19 protein-coding genes are annotated in these 20,908 nt (G+C 72.3%); 10 read left to right on the top strand and 9 right to left on the bottom strand.

All coding sequences use genetic code 11. From position 1 onward, the window contains the following. Both ACIQM0_RS22890 and ACIQM0_RS22885 read right to left on the bottom strand, forming a co-directional pair. Positions 1–648, bottom strand: a complete 648-nt coding sequence (locus ACIQM0_RS22890; protein WP_401289511.1) for a hypothetical protein — start codon at positions 646–648, stop codon at positions 1–3. Between the two features lie 264 nt (positions 649–912). After that, on the bottom strand, positions 913–2,022 hold the full coding sequence (locus ACIQM0_RS22885) for a citrate synthase 2 (protein ID WP_363024181.1): 1,110 nt from the start codon (positions 2,020–2,022) through the stop codon (positions 913–915). Positions 2,023–2,247: 225 nt separating this feature from the next. On the opposite strand from ACIQM0_RS22885, the gene pdxH reads away from it, so the two are divergent. Together pdxH and ACIQM0_RS22875 are read left to right on the top strand one after the other, a co-directional pair. Next, the gene (pdxH, locus tag ACIQM0_RS22880) at positions 2,248–2,892 is read left to right on the top strand and encodes a pyridoxamine 5'-phosphate oxidase (protein WP_401290197.1); all 645 of its coding nucleotides are present in this window, start codon (positions 2,248–2,250) and stop codon (positions 2,890–2,892) included. Between the two features lie 373 nt (positions 2,893–3,265). Next, positions 3,266–4,696, top strand: coding sequence for a PAS domain-containing protein (locus ACIQM0_RS22875; RefSeq protein ID WP_401289507.1), 1,431 nt, complete (start codon positions 3,266–3,268; stop codon positions 4,694–4,696). A gap of 48 nt (positions 4,697–4,744) precedes the next feature. On the opposite strand, the gene ACIQM0_RS22870 is transcribed toward ACIQM0_RS22875, so the two are convergent. Further along, positions 4,745–5,500, bottom strand: a complete 756-nt coding sequence (locus tag ACIQM0_RS22870; protein ID WP_385029401.1) for an SIS domain-containing protein — start codon at positions 5,498–5,500, stop codon at positions 4,745–4,747. 208 nt (positions 5,501–5,708) lie between these two features. Here ACIQM0_RS22870 and ACIQM0_RS22865 point away from each other — a divergent pair, with 208 nt between their 5' ends. Together ACIQM0_RS22865 and ACIQM0_RS22860 are read left to right on the top strand one after the other, a co-directional pair. Continuing rightward, on the top strand, positions 5,709–6,401 hold the full coding sequence (locus tag ACIQM0_RS22865; protein ID WP_363024186.1) for a metal-dependent transcriptional regulator: 693 nt from the start codon (positions 5,709–5,711) through the stop codon (positions 6,399–6,401). A 603-nt stretch (positions 6,402–7,004) separates the two neighbouring features. Continuing rightward, positions 7,005–7,898 carry an alpha/beta fold hydrolase gene (locus ACIQM0_RS22860; RefSeq protein WP_401290194.1) on the top strand — a complete coding sequence of 298 codons (894 nt, stop codon included), beginning with the start codon at positions 7,005–7,007 and terminating at the stop codon, positions 7,896–7,898. Positions 7,899–7,933: 35 nt separating this feature from the next. Here ACIQM0_RS22860 and ACIQM0_RS22855 read toward each other — a convergent pair whose 3' ends face one another. From ACIQM0_RS22855 to ACIQM0_RS22845, 3 genes are read right to left on the bottom strand one after another with little or no spacing between them, the layout of a single operon-like run. Continuing rightward, a complete protein-coding gene (locus tag ACIQM0_RS22855) occupies positions 7,934–9,583 on the bottom strand; it encodes a transporter (RefSeq protein ID WP_401289504.1) in 1,650 nt (549 codons plus the stop codon). After that, the gene (locus ACIQM0_RS22850; RefSeq protein ID WP_363024190.1) at positions 9,580–10,410 is read right to left on the bottom strand and encodes an ABC transporter ATP-binding protein; all 831 of its coding nucleotides are present in this window, start codon (positions 10,408–10,410) and stop codon (positions 9,580–9,582) included. The genes ACIQM0_RS22855 and ACIQM0_RS22850 overlap by 4 nt, the downstream gene beginning before the upstream one ends. A gap of 39 nt (positions 10,411–10,449) precedes the next feature. Further along, positions 10,450–11,136 carry a bifunctional DNA primase/polymerase gene (locus tag ACIQM0_RS22845; protein WP_401290191.1) on the bottom strand — a complete coding sequence of 229 codons (687 nt, stop codon included), beginning with the start codon at positions 11,134–11,136 and terminating at the stop codon, positions 10,450–10,452. Between the two features lie 294 nt (positions 11,137–11,430). Between ACIQM0_RS22845 and ACIQM0_RS22840 the strand changes: the two genes are divergently transcribed. Beyond that, positions 11,431–12,813, top strand: coding sequence for a transcriptional regulator (locus ACIQM0_RS22840; RefSeq protein ID WP_401289500.1), 1,383 nt, complete (start codon positions 11,431–11,433; stop codon positions 12,811–12,813). A 266-nt stretch (positions 12,814–13,079) separates the two neighbouring features. Next, positions 13,080–14,573, top strand: coding sequence for a hypothetical protein (locus ACIQM0_RS22835; RefSeq protein WP_401290190.1), 1,494 nt, complete (start codon positions 13,080–13,082; stop codon positions 14,571–14,573). Positions 14,574–14,616: 43 nt separating this feature from the next. On the opposite strand, the gene ACIQM0_RS22830 is transcribed toward ACIQM0_RS22835, so the two are convergent. Beyond that, a complete protein-coding gene (locus ACIQM0_RS22830; protein WP_401289498.1) occupies positions 14,617–15,897 on the bottom strand; it encodes an ABC transporter substrate-binding protein in 1,281 nt (426 codons plus the stop codon). A 174-nt stretch (positions 15,898–16,071) separates the two neighbouring features. Here ACIQM0_RS22830 and ACIQM0_RS22825 point away from each other — a divergent pair, with 174 nt between their 5' ends. Both ACIQM0_RS22825 and purU read left to right on the top strand, forming a co-directional pair. Next, positions 16,072–16,518 (top strand): hypothetical protein, encoded by a 447-nt coding sequence (locus ACIQM0_RS22825; protein ID WP_401290187.1) that lies wholly within the window; start codon positions 16,072–16,074, stop codon positions 16,516–16,518. Between the two features lie 28 nt (positions 16,519–16,546). After that, complete coding sequence (purU, locus tag ACIQM0_RS22820) at positions 16,547–17,449, top strand: formyltetrahydrofolate deformylase (protein WP_401289495.1); 903 nt, start codon at positions 16,547–16,549, stop codon at positions 17,447–17,449. A 25-nt stretch (positions 17,450–17,474) separates the two neighbouring features. Here purU and ACIQM0_RS22815 read toward each other — a convergent pair whose 3' ends face one another. Then, positions 17,475–18,812 carry a zf-HC2 domain-containing protein gene (locus ACIQM0_RS22815; protein WP_401289493.1) on the bottom strand — a complete coding sequence of 446 codons (1,338 nt, stop codon included), beginning with the start codon at positions 18,810–18,812 and terminating at the stop codon, positions 17,475–17,477. Then, positions 18,809–19,405: an RNA polymerase sigma factor gene (locus ACIQM0_RS22810; protein ID WP_401289490.1), complete on the bottom strand. Its 597-nt coding sequence runs from the start codon at positions 19,403–19,405 to the stop codon at positions 18,809–18,811. Before ACIQM0_RS22810 ends, ACIQM0_RS22815 begins: the two co-directional genes overlap by 4 nt. 386 nt (positions 19,406–19,791) lie before the next feature. Here ACIQM0_RS22810 and ACIQM0_RS22805 point away from each other — a divergent pair, with 386 nt between their 5' ends. Together ACIQM0_RS22805 and ACIQM0_RS22800 are read left to right on the top strand one after the other, a co-directional pair. Further along, positions 19,792–20,160 carry an STAS domain-containing protein gene (locus ACIQM0_RS22805; RefSeq protein ID WP_363024469.1) on the top strand — a complete coding sequence of 123 codons (369 nt, stop codon included), beginning with the start codon at positions 19,792–19,794 and terminating at the stop codon, positions 20,158–20,160. 73 nt (positions 20,161–20,233) lie between these two features. Next, positions 20,234–20,755, top strand: a complete 522-nt coding sequence (locus ACIQM0_RS22800; protein ID WP_401289487.1) for an EF-hand domain-containing protein — start codon at positions 20,234–20,236, stop codon at positions 20,753–20,755. Positions 20,756–20,908 lie beyond the last annotated feature (153 nt).

Raw genomic sequence — 20,908 nt, 5'->3', positions numbered from 1 at the left:
TCAGTTGGTCCAGAGGACCGGGCTGTCGCTGTACGCGTCACCCTCGTCGAACGAGGCGGCCGTGATGGGCGTGGTCTTCGTGGCGCTGAGCGAGCAGGTCTCGTACGAGGCGCCCTTGGTGGTGAAGTCGCGGGGTGCCGTCTCGTTGTCGCACTTGCCCGGGAGGTCGCCGATCAGGACGATGCCCGTGGGGCCGCGGTCCTCCAGCTCGCCGCGCAGCTTCAGCGACGCGTACGCCAGATCGGTGCCGCCGACGTTCTCGACCTTCATCCGGATGTAATAGGGCGTCATGCCCTTCGCCTTCGCGCCGAACCCGGCCATGTCGGCCTCTGCGCCCTTCTCGATCGCCGTGACGGTCACGGCGATGGTGCCCTTCTTCTCGGTCCCGTACGTGAACGGCAGAACCGCCTTGTCGCCGATCTTGAGCTTCGTGCCCGGCGCGGTGGTGTCGCCCCCGGCCGGCGCCGCACCGTCGTCGCCGGTGCTCGCCGACGGGCTCTCGCTGCCCGGGTCGGACGATGCCGGGGCGGACGCCGAGGGCGAGTCCTGCGCCGACGACGACGCGTCCTCGTCGTCATTGCAGGCCGTGAGCCCGAGCGCCATGGTGCTGAGAGCGACCGCGAAGAGGATGCGTCCCTTGTGCGTCAATGTGACCTCACTGGCAGTGAGAGCTGCCCGAGAGGACAGCCCGTACGTTCAACGGCTGGACGGCGCGACGACGGCAGTGCGTCACCGAAGCGCGCCGCGACGCATCCCAGAGTGCGGCGGCAATGACACAGGCATGACACAGGCGTGCGACGGGTGCGGCACGGCGACGCCCGGACGCCCGCGCTGACGGCGGAGCGGCGGGCGCCCGGCTGGTCGCTGAACCGTGTCGAGTCGGGGCCCGGCGTGCAGGGGGCCTCGACGTCCTCAGTTGCCCAGGTCCGCCAGCTGGTCGAAGCCCGGGATCTCCCGCGGGCTGCGCGTCCCCGGCCCGATGTACGTGGCCGAGGGCCGCACCAGGCGGCCCGTCCGCTTCTGCTCCAGGATGTGCGCCGACCAGCCCGCCGTACGGGCACACGTGAACATCGACGTGAACATGTGCGCCGGGACCTCCGCGAAGTCCAGCATGATCGCCGCCCAGAACTCCACGTTCGTCGCCAGCACCCGGTCCGGGCGGCGCGCGTGCAACTCCTCCAGCGCGGCCTTCTCCAGGGCCTGCGCCACCTCGAAGCGCGGCGCGCCCAGCTCCTCGGCCGTGCGCCGCAGCACCCGGGCGCGGGGGTCCTCCGCGCGGTAGACGCGGTGGCCGAAGCCCATCAGGCGCTCGCCCTTGTCGAGGGCCTTGCGCACGTACGCGGCGGCGTCCCCGGTCCGCTCGATCTCCTCGATCATGCCGAGCACCCGGGACGGTGCGCCGCCGTGCAGCGGGCCCGACATGGCGCCCACCGCGCCGGAGAGCGCGGCGGCCACGTCGGCGCCGGTCGAGGCGATGACGCGGGCGGTGAACGTCGAGGCGTTCATGCCGTGCTCCGCGGCCGACGTCCAGTACGCGTCCACGGCCTTCACATGGCGGGGGTCCGGCTCGCCGCGCCAGCGGATCATGAACCGCTCCACGACGGACCCCGCCTTGTCGATCTCGCTCTGCGGGACCATCGGCACCCCCTGCCCGCGCGCCGACTGGGCGACGTACGAGAGCGCCATGACGGCCGCCCGCGCGAGGTTGTTGCGCGCGGTCTCCTCGTCGATGTCCAGCAGGGGTTTCAGCCCCCACACGGGGGCGAGCATCGCCAGCGCGGACTGCACGTCGACCCGGATGTCACCGGAGTGGACCGGGATCGGGAACGGCTCGGCCGGCGGCAGGCCGGGGTTGAACGCCCCGTCGACCAGCAGCCCCCAGACGTTGCCGAACGACACATGGCCGACGAGATCCTCGATGTCGACCCCGCGGTACCGGAGCGAACCGCCTTCCTTGTCGGGTTCGGCGATCTCCGTTTCGAACGCGACGACTCCTTCGAGTCCGGGTACGAAGTCGGACATCAGGCGGCTCCCTCGGATCGGCGGCTCTGGACGGGCCCCGAAGGGCCTGCCCCTCGATACTGGCGGGTTCCGACGTGACCGGGAAGCGTGACATCCGGCACAGCTCCCCGTTCTCTCCCGGAACGGTTGGTGACCCTCCTCGCCGGGCAGACTCGGCCGCTGCGGCAGGATGAGCGTGTGTCCACCGCAGATTCCTCCTTCGATTCCACCACCGATCCGGCCGCGATGCGCGAGCAGTACCGTTCCGAGAGCTTCACCGAGGACAGCCTGGCCGCCGACCCCATGCAGCAGTTCGCCCGCTGGTTCCGGCAGATCGCCGCAGGTGGGATGCTCCACGAGCCGAATGCCATGGTCGTGTCCACGGCAACGCCCGAGGGCGTGCCGTCCTCCCGCACGGTGCTGCTGAAGATGTACGACGAGCGCGGCTTCGTCTTCTTCACCAACTACGAGTCCCGCAAGGGCCGCGAGCTGGCCGCGAATCCTCATGTGTCGCTGCTCTTCCCCTGGCACCCGCTGGCCCGCCAGGTCATCGTCACCGGCACCGCGGCCCGCGTGGGCCGCGAGGAGACGGCCGCCTACTTCCGCACCCGCCCCCACGGCTCCCAGCTCGGCGCCTGGGCGAGCGCGCAGTCCACGGTGATCGGCTCCCGCGACGAACTGGTCCGGCGCTACGAGGAGCTGGCGGCCCGCTACCCGGAGGGCGAGCAGATCCCGGCACCCCCGCACTGGGGCGGCTTCCGGGTCGTTCCGCGCACGATCGAGTTCTGGCAGGGCCACGAGAACCGCCTGCACGACCGGCTGCGCTACGTACGGGAGGCCGAGGCCGGCAGCGGTGACGGGACCTGGCGCGTCGAGCGGCTGTGCCCGTAGGGCGGGTCCGGACCCGTGTCCGCCCCCGGACACGCAGAAACCCGCAGGCTCTGGTCCCTCCTTGCGGAGGAGCCGGCCGGACTTACCGGCGAGCCTGCGGGTCGGTGACTGCTTGGGATTGGCCGGCGACCGGCCTGCACTGCAAAGAGCGCGACGACGGGCGTCAGCCCGCAGTCACCTCACGAGTCCGAAAAGAAATCACTTCCGGAGCACCTCCCTTCATGTGTACCCGCAGCCTAGGAACCTCCCCGCGGGCCGCACAACCGAATTATCCGTGCCATCGATTTCGGTGAAGTCGCTGTGTGCTGGGTCACGTTCGAGTTCAATGGTCTGACGTGCAGCAATGCCGGACACGTCCTGCGAGGGGTACGGGATGAGTGCTTCCAGGAGCAGCGGAACCACCGACGCCCTCGGGCCCGAGGAAGGCCCGGAGGGCCGGCCCGACGGGACGCCGGACGGAGTGCCGGAGGCCGGTCCGGGCGCGGTGCCGGGCTCGGAGCTGCTGGCGGCCCTGCTCGACGGGATGGACGCCGCGCTCTGCGCCTTCGACGCGGACGGCACCGTCACCCACTGGAACCGCGAGGCCGAGCGGATCCTCGGCTGGTCCGCCGAGGAGGCCGTCGGGCGGCCCGGGTTCGCCGGATGGGCCGTGCGACGGGCGGACGCGGACGAGGTGCAGGGGCGGCTGATGGCCGTCATGGACGGGCCGGGGCGGCAGGTGCACGAGTTCGCGCTGCTGCGCAAGGACGGCGGGCGGGTGCTCGTGCGGACCCAGTCGGCCGGGGTGCGGGGCGCGGACGGGAAGCCCGCCGGGGTGTACTGCGCGTTCAGCGAGGTCCATGCGCAGATCGACCTGGAGCGGGCCATCGCGCTGAGCGAGGCGCTGTTCGAGGACGCGTCATGGGGCGTCGTCCTCGTCGACGTGGACCTGCGGCCGACCGTCGTCAACGCCCACGCCGCCCGTGCGCTCGGAGGCGGCCGCACGACGCTGCTGGGGCGGCCGCTGGGCGAGCTCATCGTGCAGGGCGTGGAGGACCTGGAGGGGGCGCTCCAGCACGTACTGGCCGCCGGCGCCCCGCCCGGCCCCGCCGAGCTGTGGGTGACGCTGCGGACGGCCGAGGGCAACCGGCGCCGCTGCTGGCGCAGCGGCTTCCTGCGGCTGGCCTCACCGCTGGCGGAGGAGCCGGTGCCGCTGGGCGTCGGCTGGCTGTTCCAGGACATCACGGACACGAAAGTGGCCGCCCAGGACGCGGACCGGGTGCGCTTCCGGTCCAATCAGCTGCACCGGGCCTCGCGGTCGGCGGCCGAGTGCGAGGACCCCATGGAGGCGGCGACCACCTCGCTCGACTACGCACTCGCGGGCTTCGCCGACCACGCGCTGGTCGACCTGGTGGCGGGGGAGCGGCTGGTCCGCGCGGCGGCGACCCCGTCCGACGCACCGGGCCCGTGCCTGCCGGTGGCCTGCGGCGGCATCCCGCTGCGGTACGTACCGGGCCACCCGGCCCTGCGGGCGGTGGACCGCACGGGCTCGGTACGGGCCACGGCGGGGGCGGAGCGGGCCGCCGGGGAGTGGGCGGCCGAGCGCCAGTGGCCGGACGGCTCGGTGCACGCCCTGTGCGCGGTGCTGCGGAGCCGGGGGCGGACGCTCGGCGTGGTGACGTTCCTGCGCTCGGCGAACCGCGCCGCCTTCGAGCGCCCGGACGCGGTGTACGCGGAGAGCGTGGCGGACCGCGTCGCGGCCTCGGTGGACCTGTACCAGTCGCTGGGGGCGGGGCCCGGGGGGATCAGCCCGTCCGGCGGCTGAGGGCGGAACCCTCGCGCCGGAGGCGCCCCCCAGGGCCCGGTCAGGCCCTCAGTGCCGGTAGAAGATCCGGTCCGCGTACTGCGTCATCACGCGGCCGTTCCACTCGTGGCCCCCGTCGACGTTCCCCGACCGCAGCAGCGGCGGCTCCACGCCCCGCTCCAGCAGCCGTTCCGCCGCCGCCGCCATCATCGCCTGCATCACCGCGCTGGTGACCACGGTCGACGCGGGCGCGAACGGTGCCTCGATGCCGTCGACGTTCAGCTCCGCGTCACCGATCGCGATCTTGCTGTCGAGAACGATGTCGCAGTGGTCCCGCAGGAAGCCGCCCGAGCTGTGCCGGGACCGGGTGCCGTCCGCGTACGCGACCGAGGTGACGCCGATGACCTTCACGCCCAGCGCACGCGCGTTCATCGCCATCTCCACCGGCAGCGCGTTGCGCCCGGACAGCGAGATGATCACGAGGATGTCGCCCGCCCGCGCGGGGCTGGAGTCGAGGACCGCGCCCGCGAGGCCGTCGACCCGCTCCAGCGCCGAGCCCAGGGTCGCCGGCATGACGTCGACCCCGAGTGCGCCGGGGACGGCCAGGAGGTTCATCAGGGCGAGTCCGCCCGCGCGGTAGACGACGTCCTGGGCGGCGAGCGAGGAGTGCCCGGCGCCGAAGGCGAAGAGCCTGCCACCGGCCTCGACGGTGTCGGCGATCGCGCTGCCGGCTGCCGCGATGTTGCCGGACTCCTCGTCGCGCACCCGCTCCAGCAGGCCGATCGCGGCGTCGAAGAACTGACCGGCCAGCTTGCTTTCGCTCATCTGAGGAGGGCCTTTCCGGCGGGAGGAGGGGTGACCTGGGGCGTCCGTACCGCCGATCACGTTGCGGTCTGGACCAGTGACATGTCAATACCGCGAGGGGCGCTCCGGCCCACTCCGATGCACCGCATCGGACCGACGAGGCACGGTTGTCGGTGGTATGGGTCAGAATTGGGTGAGGGCCAGCGCACGATTGCATCGAGGGGCACGAATGTCCGGACTGATCGACACAACGGAGATGTATCTCCGCACCATCCTCGAACTCGAAGAGGAAGGCGTGGTCCCCATGCGCGCCCGGATCGCGGAACGGCTGGACCAGAGCGGTCCGACGGTCAGCCAGACGGTGGCGCGCATGGAGCGCGACGGCCTGGTTCAGGTCGCGGGCGACCGGCATCTGGAGCTGACGGAGGAAGGGCGCCGACTGGCGACCCGCGTGATGCGCAAGCACCGGCTCGCCGAGTGCCTGCTCGTCGACGTGATCGGCCTGGAGTGGGAGCAGGTCCACGCCGAGGCATGCCGCTGGGAACACGTGATGAGCGAAGCGGTGGAGCGGCGGGTGCTGGAGCTGCTGCGCCACCCGACGGAGTCCCCGTACGGGAATCCGATTCCGGGCCTGGAGGAGCTGGGCGAGAAGGCCGAGGCCGATCCGTTCCTCGACGAGGGCATGGTCAGCCTGTCGGATCTCGACCCGGGCGCCGAGGGCAAGACCGTGGTGGTCCGCCGGATCGGTGAGCCGATCCAGACGGACGCCCAGCTGATGTACACGCTGCGGCGGGCGGGCGTGCAGCCCGGTTCCGTGGTCAGCGTGACGGAGTCGCCCGGCGGAGTGCTGGTCGGCAGCAGCGGGGAGGCGGCGGAGCTGGACACCGAGGTGGCGTCGCACGTCTTCGTCGCCAAGCGCTGAGGCGTCGCCACGTACTGATTCACCGCCGCGCGCCCATGCGCCGGCAAGCACCGAGCGGCAGGCGGCCGGTGTCCGGTTCACGCCCCCAGGCGGTGCCGGGCACCGGCCGCCGCCGTCTCCTCCCCGTTTTTCCGGCCGGAATTGCAGCGCTCGGACGGATCGCGTGCCAGGCTGTGGCTGAGGGATACCTGAGAGTGTCGGCCACCTGGCCGCGCGGTCGGGGAGGGGAGCAGGGTATGCGCCCGTCGTGCTGGCAGGTCCGGCCTGCGCACCGGATGAGACACGCACCCACGCCCGCGCCCGGCCCCGGTCCAGGGCCCCGTGAACGATGGATGGCCCCGGCGCCTCACAGCGCCGGGGCCTGTCCTCCCCTGTTCCGACCTGGAGCCCCGAGCTCTTCAGGTCGGTCCCTGCGGGCCCTCATCCCCGAGTGGCCCGCCTCCCGGAGAAGATCTCCCCTCAGGGGCCGACGTCAATCCTTGGAAGCGGTCACTCGAACGAGCGGTGTTGTGTGCCGGAAGCCAGTTTTCGAATAAGAGTTCGATACTCTGGCGGGACGCGACCACGTGGTGATCGAGGGACCAGAAGGGGGTGCCAGAACATATGGTGCGGCGCATCGATGTGACCGGAAGCGACGGCGTACGCCTCGCGGCCTGGGAGTTCGCCGATCCGCCCAAGGAGCGCGCGGAGAGCGAACGCGCCCCCGGCGTCTTAATGCTTCACGGCCTGATGGGCCGGGCCTCGCACTGGGCCTCCACCACCCGCTGGCTCGCCGAGCGGCACCGCGCGGTCGGCCTCGACCAGCGCGGCCACGGCCGCAGCGACAAGCCGGCCGACGGCCCGTACACGCGCGACGTGTACGTGGCCGACGCCGAGGCCGCGATCGAACAGCTCGACCTCGGCCCCGTGACCCTCGTCGGGCACGCCATGGGGGCACTCACCGCCTGGCAGCTCGCCGCCAAGCGCCCCGACCTCGTCCGCGGGCTGGTCATCTGCGACATGCGGGCCTCCGCGCTGGGGGCGGCCTCGCAGCGGGAGTGGGAGGACTGGTTCACGTCCTGGCCGGTGCCGTTCGCGACGCTGTCCGACGTACGGAAGTGGTTCGGCGAGGACGACCCGTGGGTGGAGCGGCCCAACCCGTCGCGCGGCGAGTTCTTCGCCGAGGTGATGGCCGAGCGCGGCGACGGCTGGCGGCCCGTCTTCTCCCGCCGGCAGATGCTCCGGACCCGCGCCACCTGGGTCCTCGAGGCGCACTGGGAGGAGCTGGCCCAGGTCGGCTGCCCGACCCTGGTGCTCCGGGGCCTCGACGGCGAGCTGGGCCGGGCGGAGGCCCAGGAGATGGTCCGGGTGCTGCCGCGCGGGCAGTACGCGGAGGTGGCCGACGCGGGCCACCTCGTCCACTACGACCAGCCGGAGGGCTGGCGCGCCGCGGTCGAACCCTTCCTGGAGCAGCTGGCCGAGGACAACCGCGACGACCGGGAGCCGGTGGCTCCGTAGGGATCCGGAGCACGGGAACCCCGGAGCCCCGTCCGTCACCCCTTGCTGACCGCCGCCAGGATCTCCGGCAGCCGGTCCGCCGTACGGGGCGCCGCCACCCGCAGTCCGGCCCAGGCGATCAGCGCCCCGTACGCACCACCCACCGGCAACAGCAGCCACAGCCACTCCTCCGCACCGGCGAGATGCAGCCAGATCGTCGCGCCGATCACCGGCGCGCACAGCAGCGCGGCCGAGACCATGCCGCCGAAGATCGAGATCCAGGCGAGCCCGGCCTGACCGGGCGCCACGTTCTTGAACGCGCCGTCCTGCGGGATCGAGTACGGGAAGTTCGCCGAGGCCACCGCGCCCGTCGCCAGCATCGCGCCCAGCAGCGCGAACGACAGCCCCATGACCCCCGGCAGCGCCCCCCAGTCCCCGAGCACCGCGCACGTCAGCACCGTCACCAGCACCGTGTAGGGAAGGGTGATCAACAGCAACGCCAGGGCGCGCGCCCGCAGTTCCAGGTACGCGTCCCGGGTCGAGGAGATCGCCGCGGCCACCATCCAGAACGCGGAGGTGTCCTGCCCGAACTGGTTGTACATCTGAATGCCGAGCATCCCGGCGGCGAAGCAGGCGAAGTAGACGGAACCGGTGCCCTGCAAGGCGTTGAGCAGCGGCACGATCAGCCCGATCGCCAGCGCCGTCACCCACGCGGCCTTGGTCTTCGGGTCCCGTGCGACGTACCGCAGGCTGCGCTGCATCACCGTCCCGGTGCGCCCCTCCGGGAACAGCGCCCACAGGCCGGAGCCGCGCGAACCCGGCTTCGCGCGGTTCGGCTCCGCGGCGGCGAGCGTCGAGCCGTCCGGCGCCGTCATCAGCTTCACCAGGCTGCGCTGCCACAGCCACACCAGCAGGGCCAGCGCCGCCACGGAGAGCAGCAGCTGAACGGCTGCCCGGCCGTACGAGCCCTGGGACGCGGACTCCACGGAGCCGATCGCCGAAGCGGGCGGCAGCCAGCGCACCACGTCCGCGGCCGGGTCCAGCGCGGAGAGGCCGCCCGCCCGGCCGAGCCGCTGGGCCCCGAAGTTGACGGCCTGGATGCCCACCGCGATCACCAGTCCGCTGAGCACCGCCAGATCGCGGCCCTTGCGCGAGGTCAGCAGCCGGCTGTTGGCCGTGGCGACGGTCCGTGCCAGCGCCACGCAGACCAGCAGGGTCAGCGGGGCCGCCACGACCGCGAACACCGCCGCGCCCGCCCCATGGGCCAGCGCGATCACCGAACCGGCCGTCAGGCAGAGCGTGAACAGCGGGCCGATCCCGACCAGCGAGGCCATCAGCAGCGCGGCGATCAGGGGCCTCGGCCGCAGCGGCAGCATCACCAGCCGGCTCGGGTCGAGGGTCTCGTCCCCGGCGGCGAAGAACAGCGGCATCACGGCCCAGCCGAGCGCCAGCACCGCGGCCAGCAGTACGACGAGCGATTCCGCGTGGGCGTTGCCGCGCAGCGCGATCAGCCCGATCAGCTGGCCCGCGGCGATCAGCAGGGTCACGACGACGGACGCGATGTACGCGGCCCGCCGGCCGGCCGACTGCCGCAGCCCGTTGCGCAGCAGGGTGAGCTTGAGCCGTACGAAGACGGGGACCAGGGCCGTACCGTCCATGCCGCCCGTCCGGGGCCCGGATCCCGCCGGGGCGTCGAGGACGCTCATCGGGTGCCGCCCAGCCAGTCCAGGGCGTCACCGTTGTCGCGGCCGCCCGCGCCGACGAGCTCCAGGAAGGCGTCCTGGAGCGAGGGCGCGTCGCCGCGCACCTGCGCCAGGGTGCCCTGGGACCGGATGCGGCCGGCCGCCATGACGGCCACCCAGTCGCAGAGCGACTCGACGAGCTCCATCACATGGCTGGAGAAGATGACGGTCGCCCCGGAGCGGGTGTAGCGCTCCAGTACCCCGCGGATGGTCTGCGCGGAGACCGGGTCGACTCCCTCGAACGGCTCGTCCAGGAAGAGGACTTCGGGATTGTGCAGCAGCGCCGCCGCCAGCCCGATCTTCTTCCTCATGCCGGTCGAGTAGTCGACGACCAGCTTGTGCTGGGCGCCCGCCAGATCCAGGACGTCCAGGAGCTGGGTGGCCCGGCTGTCCGTCTCCGGACCCGGCAGCCCGCGCAACCGGCCGGTGTAGCCGAGCAGTTCACGTCCCGAGAGGCGCTCGAAGAGCCGCAGGCCCTCGGGCAGGACCCCGATCCGGGACTTCACCTCGACCGGATCGCGCCAGACATCCCGTCCGCCGACCTCGATCCGGCCCATGTCCGGGCGGAGCAGCCCGGTGACCATGGACAGGGTGGTGGTCTTGCCCGCACCGTTGGGACCCACCAGACCGATGAACTTGCCGGCGGGCAGCTCCAGATCGATTCCGGCCACCGCGGTCTGCTCGCCGAACCGTTTCCAGAGCCCCTCCACGCGCACCGCGGGGGGCGTCACCCGCGGTGTGTCCGCCTCGGGGGCCTGCTCTGCTCTGTCGGTCTCGCGCCGGTCCGGCATCGTGCACGCCCTTCGAAGTCCCCGTCTGTGGGGGCCACCCTACGAAAGGCGGGTCCGCGCGTCGGCTGCTTCCCTGCCGCAGGCGTAGGCGAGCGGGCTGATGAGCTCCTCCACCTCGGGCAGCCAGCGGTTGGCGGTGGTGGGGCGGCGGGCCCATTGCACCGCGCCGCTGCCGCCGACCCGGGTCGGCGGTGCCGTCACGTAGTGGCCCTCGCCGCGGCCCCGCAGATCGATCGCGGCGGCGCTCCAGCCCAGCCGCCGCACCAGCCCGTCCGCCTTGGCGGCGGCGCCCGGCAGGACGAGGAACTGCATCCGGCGGTCGGGGGTGCGGGTGACCGGCCCGAGCGGCAGGCTCAGCCGCTCCATCCGTGCCAGTGCCAGGAAGCCGGCCGACTCCGGGACGTCGATCGCGTCGAAGGCGCGTCCGGTCGGCAACAGGATCGCCGCCCTGGGGTGTTGGGACCACATCCGGTGGGCCGCCGCGCCGCTTCCGGTGGCCTGGCCCGTCCAGTCGGCCCGGGTGGGATGGGCGCCGGGAGCGGTGCAGCGGGCCTCGCCGCACGAGCACCACTCCGTCCCGTCGGCCGGTTCCAGCCAGGTGCCGGGGCACACGTCCCAGTGCCGCTCCTCGGTGTACCGCACGGCGGCGTCGAGCAGCGGCTCGGCTCGCTGCTGGGGGACCTGCGCGGCTTCCTTGACTCCGATGGGCTCTTCCACGCACAGCACAACTGCCCCCACCACCTGGGGTTACGGGCGGGAGTGCGGGCGGTTGAGGGCGCTTCGCGGCCGTCATGCGGGGCGCATCGAGGCATGGGCGGGGGCGCGCGGTAGGCGTCACGGCGAAGGAGGGGTAACCAGATACGGGAATTCCGGCACAGTTCGTCTCTCATCCTAGGGCGCTTGCTGTGACGAAAGATGCAAGACGCCGTGAAAGTGACCAACACGATGAATCGGTGCATTTCTCAGTCATATGTCGGGCAGTGATCCCGCAATGATCACTGCGGCCTCAGGGGGACAAACATGGCAGCCAGGCCTCTCGTCGCACGCCAGCCGAACGAACGGCTTCAGGCGCTTATTCAGGAAGCCGGATGCTCCAACGCGGGCCTAGCCCGGCGCGTCAACATGGTCGGGGCCGAACGCGGGCTCGACCTCCGCTACGACAAGACGTCGGTGGCCCGCTGGCTGCGCGGACAGCAGCCGCGCGGCAGGGCGCCGGGCATCATCGCCGAGGCGCTCGGCCGCAAGCTCGGCCGTACGGTCACGATCGACGAGATCGGGATGGCCAACGGCAAGAACCTCGCCTCCGGCGTGGGTCTGCAGTTCGCCCCGACGGTGATCGGGGCGATCGAGCAGGTCTGCGAGCTGTGGCGCAGCGACGTCGGCCGCCGCGACTTCCTCACGGGCTCCGCGGTGGCCTCCTCCGCACTGGTCGAACCCAGCCGGGACTGGCTGATCAGCGGCGCGGACCCGCAGGTCGCGCGGACGGCCGGGGCCCGGGTCGGGATGCCGGACGTGGAGGCGGTGCGGGCCATGACGGCCGCGCTGGTCGACCTCGACCACCGCTTCGGCAGCGGCCATGTGCGGCCGGTCCTGGTGCACTACCTGAACAGCGTGGTCTCCGGGCTGCTTTCGGGTGCGTACCGCGAATCGACCGGGCGGCAGCTGTTCGCCGCGGTCGCCCGACTCACCGAGCTCGCCGGGTACATGGCGATCGACACGGGTCAGCCGGGGCTGGCCCAGCGCTACTACATCCAGGCGCTGCGGCTGGCGCAGGCGGCGGGCGACCGCGCCTACGGCGGCTATGTGCTGGCCGCGTCGATGAGCCATCTCGCGGCCCAGCTCGGCAATCCGCGCGAGATCGCCCAACTGGCCAGGGCCGCGCAGGAGGGTGCGCGCGGACGGGTCACACCGAGGGCGGAGGCGATGTTCTACGCCGCGGAGGCGCGCGGCCACGCCCTCCTCGGCGACGCCGGCACCTGTCAGTCGGTGGCGGGCCTGGCGCAGGCGGCGCTGGACCGCGCCGATCCGGACAGCGGTGACGATCCCGACTGGATCGCGCACTTCGACCACGCCTATCTGGCCGACGAACTGGCCCACTGCCACCGCGACCTCGGCCAGGCGGAGGCGGCCGCGCGCCGGGCGAAGGAGTCCCTGGACGGCCACCCGGAGTCCCGCGCCCGCCGGCGCGGCATCGGACTGGCGCTGCTGGCCTCGGCACAGGTGCAGTTGCGCGACGTGGAGCAGGCCTGCCACACGGGAACGCGGGCCATGGAGCTGCTGAGCTCGGTGCGCTCCAGCCGGGGCGCGGAGTATCTGGAGGATCTGCAACAGCGGCTCGTGCCGTACGGGGACGAGCCCGCGGTACGGGAGTTCGGCGCCCGTCTGGAGCTCCAGGCGGCCTGATCCGAGGAGGTGCGGCCGGGGCCCGTACCGGCCGCCCGAGCGGCGGGTGGTGTCCGGCTGCCCCATAACTGCGTCCTGAGGCCGCTGGATGTTACAGCCGGTGCGAAGGGGAAGTGAGTGACCTCACGCGCTTGGCGAACGGCGGCAACCACCCGATAGCGTGAGCCGACGATTCCATAGGTACACACGTAGGAGTCCCGGTGACACAGAGCGGACAGGGCGACGAGCAGCACCTCCCTGCTGTACGACCCGCGCACGAGGGTGTCGTGCTGCCCGCGGGGGGTGGCGAGCCCTGGACACCGGGGGGACCCGCGGACCAGTCGGCCCCCGCGGAAGGGCAGCCGTGGGGCCAGTCCTGGGGCCCACAGGCGCCACAGGGCCAGGCACCGGGAGAAGGGCAGGGCCCGTACGGGCAGGACCAGCAGGCGCCCGCGTACGGCCGGCAGCCCTCGCCCGACTACGGGCAGCAGCAGGGGCCGTACGACCAGGGGCAGTACGGGCAGGACCAGCAGGCACCGGCGTACGGCCAGGAGCAGCAGCACGGGCCGCAGGGGCACCAGCAGGGGTACCAGGGACCGGCGTACGGCCAGTCGCCGCAGCCGCTGCCGCCCGCCCAGCAGCAGGGCCCGTACGCCCAGCCGCTGCCGCCCGAGGCGGTGCCCGGCATGAGCATGGGCGGGGACGCGGACGCCACGCAGTACATCGCGCCGGTGCCCTCGGGCCCCGCGCCGGGCGGGCTGCCGCCGGAGAACCCCGCGGAGTCGACCCGGTACCTGGGCCAAGGACAGCAGCAGGGGTACCAGCAGCCGCCGTCCGGTGGCCACGCCGCACCGCCCGCGCAGGGCGGCCAGGACTCCGACGCGACCCAGTTCATACCTCCGGTGCCCGGTGGCGCGCCCTACGGCATCAGGCCCGGGACCCCGGGTGAGCGGCCGCCGCCCGCCGAGTTCGACAACCTCTTCCGGAGCGACGAGCCCGCCGGCTCCACGCAGCAGATGCCCCGCTTCGACCCCGCGCAGCAGATGCCCCCGCAGCACCAGGGCTCCCAGCAGCCCCCGCAGGCGTACCAGCAGCCGCCCGCGTACAGCGGTCCCGAGGGCGGTCTGCCGCCGGAGGGGCGTGACGAGCGGCGCAAGCGGCCCGCGCACGTCCCGCTGATCGCCGCCGTCGTCGTCGGCTGTGCCGTGATCGGGCTCGGCGCGGGGGCGCTGCTGAGTGGCGGAGGCGACGACAAGGACAGCAAGCAGCCGGTGGCCTCCGCGAGTTCACCCGCCGCGGAGTCCTCCGAAGAGGCCCCGGCCGACCCGGCGAAGCCGCAGGCCGAGGAGCTGGACAAGCTCCTCGCGGACAGTAACAACAGCCGGTCCGCGGTCATCAACGCGGTGGAGAAGACCAAGACCTGCACCGACCTGGACCAGGCCGTGGCGGATCTGAAGGGCGCCGCCCAGCAGCGCCGCGACCTGGTCACCCGGCTCAAGGACCTGTCGGTCGACAAGCTGCCGGACAACGGCCGGCTGACCGCCTCGCTCACCAGGGCCTGGCAGGCGTCCGCGTCCGCCGACGACCACTACGCGGCCTGGGCCGAGCAGGCCAAGAGCAAGAAGGTCTGCAAGCACGGCACGGCCCGTTCGACCCCGCAGAAGGAGCAGGGCAACGTGCGGAGCGGCGAGGCGAGCAAGGCCAAGCGCGAGGCGTCCGGGCTGTGGAACACCATCGCGAAGAAGTACGGCCTGACCGAGCGCGAGGCCACCGCGCTCTGAGCACGGCGGTGAGAGGGGGTGGGCCGGGTCCGCCCACCCCCTCTCAGCCGGTCGCGCTCGCGTCCGCGAGGGTCTTCGTCACGTCCACGAAGCCCTTCTTGTCGGCGACCAGCTTGCCGTCGCGCACGATCTGGAACGTCACCTTGCTGTTCACGATGCGCGGGTACGCGTCCGAGCCGAGCATGTCCTCGTAGCGCCAGCGGAGCTCGGGGGTGAGGCCGCCGGTGTCGACGCGGATGCCCTTGTCGAGGGCCTTGGTGATCTTCCATGCGGTGATCCCCGGCTCGTGCAGGGACTCGACGATCGACCTCAGTGCGGTGTAGGCGATCCAGGTGGTCTGCACGCCCGTGTCGTCCGGGTCGATCCGGTTGTCGTCGAAGGCGTGCTCGCGGATCACCTGCCGCATCCGGTTCCAGCGGGCGTCGCCCGAGTCCGGGTACCAGCCGGTGACGTACGCGCCCTCGAACGGGCTGTCGCGGCCGCCGGTGCGGTCGATGAGCGGCTGGCCCACGCTGCCGAGCACCGAGGAGATCCTGACCGCCGCGTCCGGTGGCTCCAGCCGGCGGAAGGAGTCGAAGAAGGTCTCCGTGCGGTCGCCGAGCACGGCCGTCACGCATCCGCCGGCCGCGCCCGCCGCGTCCAGCGCCCGGCCGGCCGAGTCGTCGTACGAAGTGGCCGTCTCCGCCGCCCGGATGTCGACCGGCGCGGGCCGCCGCGCCTCGGTGAGACCGGTCTTCAGGAGCCAGGACTGCCCGTCGCCGCCCAGCGTGTCCGGCCGCACCAGCGAGACCCGGTCGCACCTGCGGGCCAGTTGCTTGGCGTTGCCCGCCAGCAGCGCGGACTGGCCGCCGGTCACGGGGTAGGACGCATAGCTGCGGAACTCCTCGTCGGAGGCGCCGTATCCGCCGATGTACGGAATCCCGGCCACCTCCAGCGGCGCCATGAACGCCCGCCCGTGGCGGCTGTACGAGCCGACGACCGCGACGGCCTTCTCCGCGACGGCCCGCCGGGCGCAGTTCCCCGCGCCGACCGAGGTGTCCTCCTCGTCGCAGGTGACCACCCGCAGCCTGTGCCCGTCGAGCCCGCCGCTGCCGTTGACCCAGCGGGCGTACGCCTGCGCCATCGCGGTCATGCCCGCCCTGTTGGCCGCGTCCGGGCCGGAGGCGCCGCTGGGCGCCCAGGTGACGACGGTGACGGGCTCCCTGGAGTCCCCCGACACCCCAGGGAGCGCACCGCAGCCGGACGTCAGCAGGCCCCCGGCCGCCACTGCGCTGATGAGCAGCCTCGAAGGGCGGGAAGCGATGGGGCGTTGCCGTCCGGTCATGCGCACAGACGATCCCCGCCCCGGGGTAACGCCGCAGTGTGCCGTGTTCAACGCTCGGTGACATCCGGGTGAATTGCAGGGGGCCGCACGGAAGGCCGGAAAGGGAACGTACGATCGACAGCTGTGCAGCAAGGTTCCGAGAACACTTCCCGTCGCGGCCGTCGCTCCTCCACCATGGGCGGCATGCCGCTCAACGACATTCCGTGGTGGCGCTGGCGCAGCAACGTGCGCTCGGCGCTGCACATGCTCTCCGACCCCGTCTTCCATCACGAGTGCTGGCTGGCCGGCCGGGAGGGATACGGCGACGTCACCGACGCCGTGTACCGCCTGGTCGAGGACACCTGGCTCGACAACTGGTCCGCCGAGAAGTACGTCGGCACGGTCTTCCGGGACTCCGGCGAGGCCGCCCTCGTCGACGTCGCGGTGCTGCGGGTGCTGCGCATCATGCACCAGGTCGGCGCGGACGCCCCGGTGTCGGCCTATCTGGAGCACCACGGCTGGCCGGAGGCCGTCCGGGCCGCCCGCGAGGCCCATGTGCTGCTCGCCTCGAACGACGGCGAGGACCCCGATGTGCAGCCGCGCTCACTGGACGTGCTCCGCATCATGACCAGAACGGCCTGAGATCCGGGCGGTGTGGCACCCTACGGGGATGACCGCGCCGCAGCCCGCCGATTCCGTTGCCTCCGCTGTCCCGGACGCCGCGTCCGAGCAGTACGTCCTCACGCTCTCCTGCCCGGACAAAAAGGGCATCGTGCACGCCGTGTCGAGCTATCTCTTCATGACCGGCTGCAATATCGAGGACAGCCAGCAGTTCGGGGACCACGACACGGGTCTGTTCTTCATGCGCGTCCACTTCTCGGCGGACAACCCGGTGACGGCGGAGAAGCTGCGGGCGAGCTTCGCCGCGATCGGTGACTCCTTCCGGATGGACTGGCAGATCCACCGGTCCTCCGACCGGATGCGGATCGTGCTGATGGTCAGCAAGTTCGGCCACTGCCTGAACGACCTGCTGTTCCGCTCCCGGAGCGGGGCGCTGCCCGTCGAGATCGCCGCGGTCGTCTCCAACCACACGGACTTCGCCGAGCTCGTCGCCTCGTACGGCGTGCCCTTCCGGCACATCCCGGTGACCAGGGACAACAAGGCGGAGGCGGAGGCGCGGCTGCTGGAGCTGGTCCGCGAGGAGGACGTGGAGCTGGTCGTGCTGGCCCGCTACATGCAGGTCCTCTCGGACGATCTGTGCAAGCAGTTGAGCGGCCGGATCATCAACATCCACCACTCGTTCCTGCCGAGCTTCAAGGGCGCCAAGCCGTACCACCAGGCGCACGCCCGCGGCGTGAAGCTGATCGGTGCGACAGCGCACTACGTGACGGCCGACCTCGACGAGGGGCCGATCATCGAGCAGGAGGTGGAGCGGGTGGGCCACGGCGTGACGCCGGACCAACTGGTCGCCGTCGGGCGCGACGTCGAGTGCCAGGCGCTGGCGCGCGCGGTGAAGTGGCACGCCGAGCGGCGCATCCTGCTGAACGGCCGCCGCACCGTCGTCTTCCCGTAGACCGGGCCGCTCGGACGGCCCGGTCTCACAGCCTGCTGAGCGAGGCCGCCGCGAGCAGCACGTCCTGGATCGCCTCGCGGTCCCCGCGCTGGCCGGCCGCCGCCTCCACGGGCAGCACATGACCCGCCACCAACTGGCAGAACTCGGTGCCGTCCAGCGCGACCTGCGCCACCGCGTGGTCCGGGGAGCCGATCGCGGCCGGTGAATCCAGTGCGATGTACCAGTCGCCACCGCCCAGGCCCTCGACCTCCAGATGGAGCGAGCGGCCCGGGGAACCGGCCGTCACCAGATGGCGGACCGGGCCGGCGAGCCCCGCCCGCCGCCGCTCCGCCAGGGCGGCGGGCAGCATCCGGGCCGCCAGGTCGATCATGCGGTGGAGATGGGCCGCGGAGGGCGGCTCGTACGGATAGTTCACCGCCTCCGCGATGTCACCGCCGTGCACCCAGCACTCGAAGGCCCGGTCCAGCAGGGCGTCCTGCAACGGCAGCGCGAAGTCCCCGTAGGAGACGGAGAGATCGGAGACACCGCGGCCCGCGAAGGACACGGTACGGATGAGGGTGTGGCTCTGGTCCCGCCACGGCTCGCGGACCGCGCGGGTCGGCGGCCGCCGGGCGGCCGACCAGTAACTCTCGGTCCGCGCGGTGGGCGCGAGTGCCGGTCCCGGGCCACGGCGCGGAATGCCCGGAACGCTGTCGGCGAGCGGGTCGTCGAGGCCGAGGGCGGTGCTGACCAGCCCGTCGACGGTCATCAGGTGGCCGATGACCCCGGCGACCGTCGTCTTGCGGTTGGTCGCGCGCTCGCCCTCGAACCACTTCAGCCGCACCGGGGCATGCCACTCGGAGGTGCCGATGTCGCGCAGCAGCGCATCGAGACGGGCGGTCTCCGCGTCGTACGGGCCCACCCATCCCGGCACCGGGATCTTGGCCGGCCGGCGGCTCAGGCAGTTCTCCAGGACCCGCGACCGGAGCAGCGGATCGAGGTCCAGACTGGTGTCGGTGTGCAGCAGCCCGACCGCGTCGCGCAGCCGCAGCGCCTCGTCCGCACAGGGGGCGCACTCCGTGAGGTGGGCCTCGACCGCCTCGGTCTCCTCCGCGGAGCAGGCGGCCAGCGCCCACGCACCGAGGAGGGCTTTCAGCACACGGTGCGGGAGCACCAGGGACGGCGGGCCCGGCGGGTCCGGTCGCGGCGGTACGGATTCCGGCTGGGACGCGGGTGGTGGCGATGGCGGTGGCGTTGCGTGCCCCAAGTCGAAGTCGTCCGCGGCTGCCCGCGGGCCCGGTATGCGACGGGCGCCCCGCACCTCGTCGTCCTGACTGTTCCACTCGCGGCCGTCGCCGTCGAGCCCTTCCGCGTCGTCGGTCACAGCCGCCGCCCGTATCCGGGCGGTGAGGAACCCTCCAGCGGCCGGGTGTGGGCGGTGGACAGCAACTGGAGCCCGAGCCGCAGCCGGCGACGGGCCTCGTCCTCTGTGACGCCGAGGTCGGCCGCGGTCTGCCGGTAGTCCCGCCGCTGTATGTACGCGAGCTCCAGCGCGGCCCGCAGCGGTGCGGGCATGGACGCGACGATGTAGTCGGCACGGGCGGCGGCCGTGGCCCGGTGCACCCGTTCCTCCAGATCGGCCGGATCCGCGCGGACCCCGCCGTCCTCCACGTCCTCGTACGTCTCGGCGGCGGCGGTGCTGCGCAGCCGCCGCACGGACTGGCGGTGGGTGAGCCGGGCCACCCAGGACCGCATCGAACCCTGCTTCGGGTCGTAGGCGTCGGGGTTCTCCCACACGTACCCGAAGACCTCCCGGGTCACCACGTCCGCGGCGCTCTCGTCGTCGAGCATCCGGTGGGCCTGGCTGTGCACGAGCGAGGCGAACCGGTCGTAGAGCTCCCCGAGGGCGGACGCCTCTCCGCGTGCCAGCCGCTGCTGCATCATGCGGTCCCAGCGGGGTGGTGCGTTATTGGCCATGAGACCCCCAGCCCTGTGCCCGTCTTCGTGTACGCCTCGTCACACCGAATGTAGTCGGCGGTACTGACAAGGCACGCTCTTTGTGACAAGTACGTCCGCGCGTGCGCCCTGGATGATAGGGAATGCGGCCCCGCGATGCAGGAATCAGACCCGAAGTGATCCTTTCTGCCTGAAACCCTTCTGTGCCTTCTGGGGGGAGGCGGTGTTTCATGGAGGGTGCCCCGGGGCAGCCGCGAGGAGGAACGCAAACTTCCGGATCGCGAATTCCCCGGAATCCCCGGAACGAGAGGCCCAGTCGCGTGACAAAGCCATCCCCTCCTGGAAACCACCCCACGGCTGCCGCCGCTCACGCCCACTGGCCGGCCCCGGAACGTTCCCGGAAGCCACTGAGCGTCGCCGAGAGCGAGCAGGGCGGCTGGACCGTGCTGCACATTCGCGGTGAACTGGATCTCGTGACCTCACCGGCGGTCCGCCAGTCCGTCCACGACGCGGTCGCCGTCGGCCGCCACGATGTCGTGCTCGATCTCTCCGAGGTCTTCTTCTGCGACTCCAGCGGCGTCGGCGTGCTGATCGCCTCCCGCCGTCTGATGCGCTCCTGCGGGGGCCGGCTGCGGCTCATCCTGCCCGCCCGGGGCGCGGAGGACGGGTCCCACGTCAACCGGGTGCTCGCGGCGCTCGGTGTGCGCCGGCTGTTCGAGGTGTACCCCGACTGGGACTCGGCCGTCGACGACGCGGCCCAGCCGCTCTCGGCCTGAATTCGTACCGCTCGTCACGGTACTGAAGTCGGTAAGTGACACGTGAACGCCGTGGGCGTCGTACGCTCCCCGCATGGACAGCGCAGAGTATGAGCGCAAGATCGCATTCCGCTTCGCCGCCTTCGACCAGGACGGCAATGGGTACATCGATCGCGCGGACTTCAACGCCGCAGCGGCCCGTCTGCTCGCCGAGTTCGGTACGACGGCCCGCTGCGACAAGGGCCAGGCGCTCTACAGCGGGGCCGAGGCGTTCTGGCAGGGCATGGCGGGCATCGCGGACGTGGACGGGGACCAGCGCGTCAACCGCGCGGAGTTCGTCGGCGGTGCGGTGAAACGGCTCCGGGACAGCCCAGACCGGTTCGCGGAGATCGCCCGCCCCTTCCTGCGCGCGGCGCTCGCCGTGGCCGCCCAGGACGAGGGCCTTCCGGCCGCGGTGCCTGCCGTGGAGCGGGCGCTCCGGGTGCTGGGCGCGAGCCCGGACGCGGCGGCGTTCGCCGCGCAGAGCCTGGACGCGGACCGGGACGGGCGGGTCGCGGAGGCGGACGCGGTGGCGGCGTTCGCCGCGTACTTCACGGTGATCGAGCCCGACGCGTAGCCCTCGGCCGGGCGGGCGCGCGGGTCCTTGGCGTGCGCTGGTCCGGGGTGCGGGTTTGTGTCCTCAATCGCCGGACGGGCTGGTTGGTGCGGGTGCCCCCGCGGGGTGCGCCTGGCGTGCGGGTGGGGGTTCGGTGCCCCTCCGGGGCGTCTC

Source organism: Streptomyces sp. NPDC091387, from assembly GCF_044756945.1.
Classification (GTDB): Bacteria; Actinomycetota; Actinomycetes; order Streptomycetales; family Streptomycetaceae; genus Streptomyces.
The sequence above is the reverse complement of the archived record's forward strand: the minus strand, read 5'-3'. Positions and strand labels throughout refer to the sequence as shown.

Bases quoted from the DNA above. Each gene is read 5' to 3' on its own strand.
- ACIQM0_RS22885 (WP_363024181.1), bottom strand. From the start codon at position 2,022: ATGTCCGACTTCGTACCCGGACTCGAAGGAGTCGTCGCGTTCGAAACG.
- pdxH (WP_401290197.1), top strand. From the start codon at position 2,248: ATGCGCGAGCAGTACCGTTCCGAGAGCTTCACCGAGGACAGCCTGGCC.
- ACIQM0_RS22875 (WP_401289507.1), top strand. From the start codon at position 3,266: ATGAGTGCTTCCAGGAGCAGCGGAACCACCGACGCCCTCGGGCCCGAG.
- ACIQM0_RS22870 (WP_385029401.1), bottom strand. From the start codon at position 5,500: ATGAGCGAAAGCAAGCTGGCCGGTCAGTTCTTCGACGCCGCGATCGGC.
- ACIQM0_RS22865 (WP_363024186.1), top strand. From the start codon at position 5,709: ATGTCCGGACTGATCGACACAACGGAGATGTATCTCCGCACCATCCTC.
- ACIQM0_RS22860 (WP_401290194.1), top strand. From the start codon at position 7,005: ATGGTGCGGCGCATCGATGTGACCGGAAGCGACGGCGTACGCCTCGCG.
- ACIQM0_RS22855 (WP_401289504.1), bottom strand. From the start codon at position 9,583: ATGAGCGTCCTCGACGCCCCGGCGGGATCCGGGCCCCGGACGGGCGGC.
- ACIQM0_RS22850 (WP_363024190.1), bottom strand. From the start codon at position 10,410: ATGCCGGACCGGCGCGAGACCGACAGAGCAGAGCAGGCCCCCGAGGCG.
- ACIQM0_RS22840 (WP_401289500.1), top strand. From the start codon at position 11,431: ATGGCAGCCAGGCCTCTCGTCGCACGCCAGCCGAACGAACGGCTTCAG.
- ACIQM0_RS22830 (WP_401289498.1), bottom strand. From the start codon at position 15,897: ATGACCGGACGGCAACGCCCCATCGCTTCCCGCCCTTCGAGGCTGCTC.
- ACIQM0_RS22825 (WP_401290187.1), top strand. From the start codon at position 16,072: ATGGGCGGCATGCCGCTCAACGACATTCCGTGGTGGCGCTGGCGCAGC.
- purU (WP_401289495.1), top strand. From the start codon at position 16,547: ATGACCGCGCCGCAGCCCGCCGATTCCGTTGCCTCCGCTGTCCCGGAC.
- ACIQM0_RS22810 (WP_401289490.1), bottom strand. From the start codon at position 19,405: ATGGCCAATAACGCACCACCCCGCTGGGACCGCATGATGCAGCAGCGG.
- ACIQM0_RS22800 (WP_401289487.1), top strand. From the start codon at position 20,234: ATGGACAGCGCAGAGTATGAGCGCAAGATCGCATTCCGCTTCGCCGCC.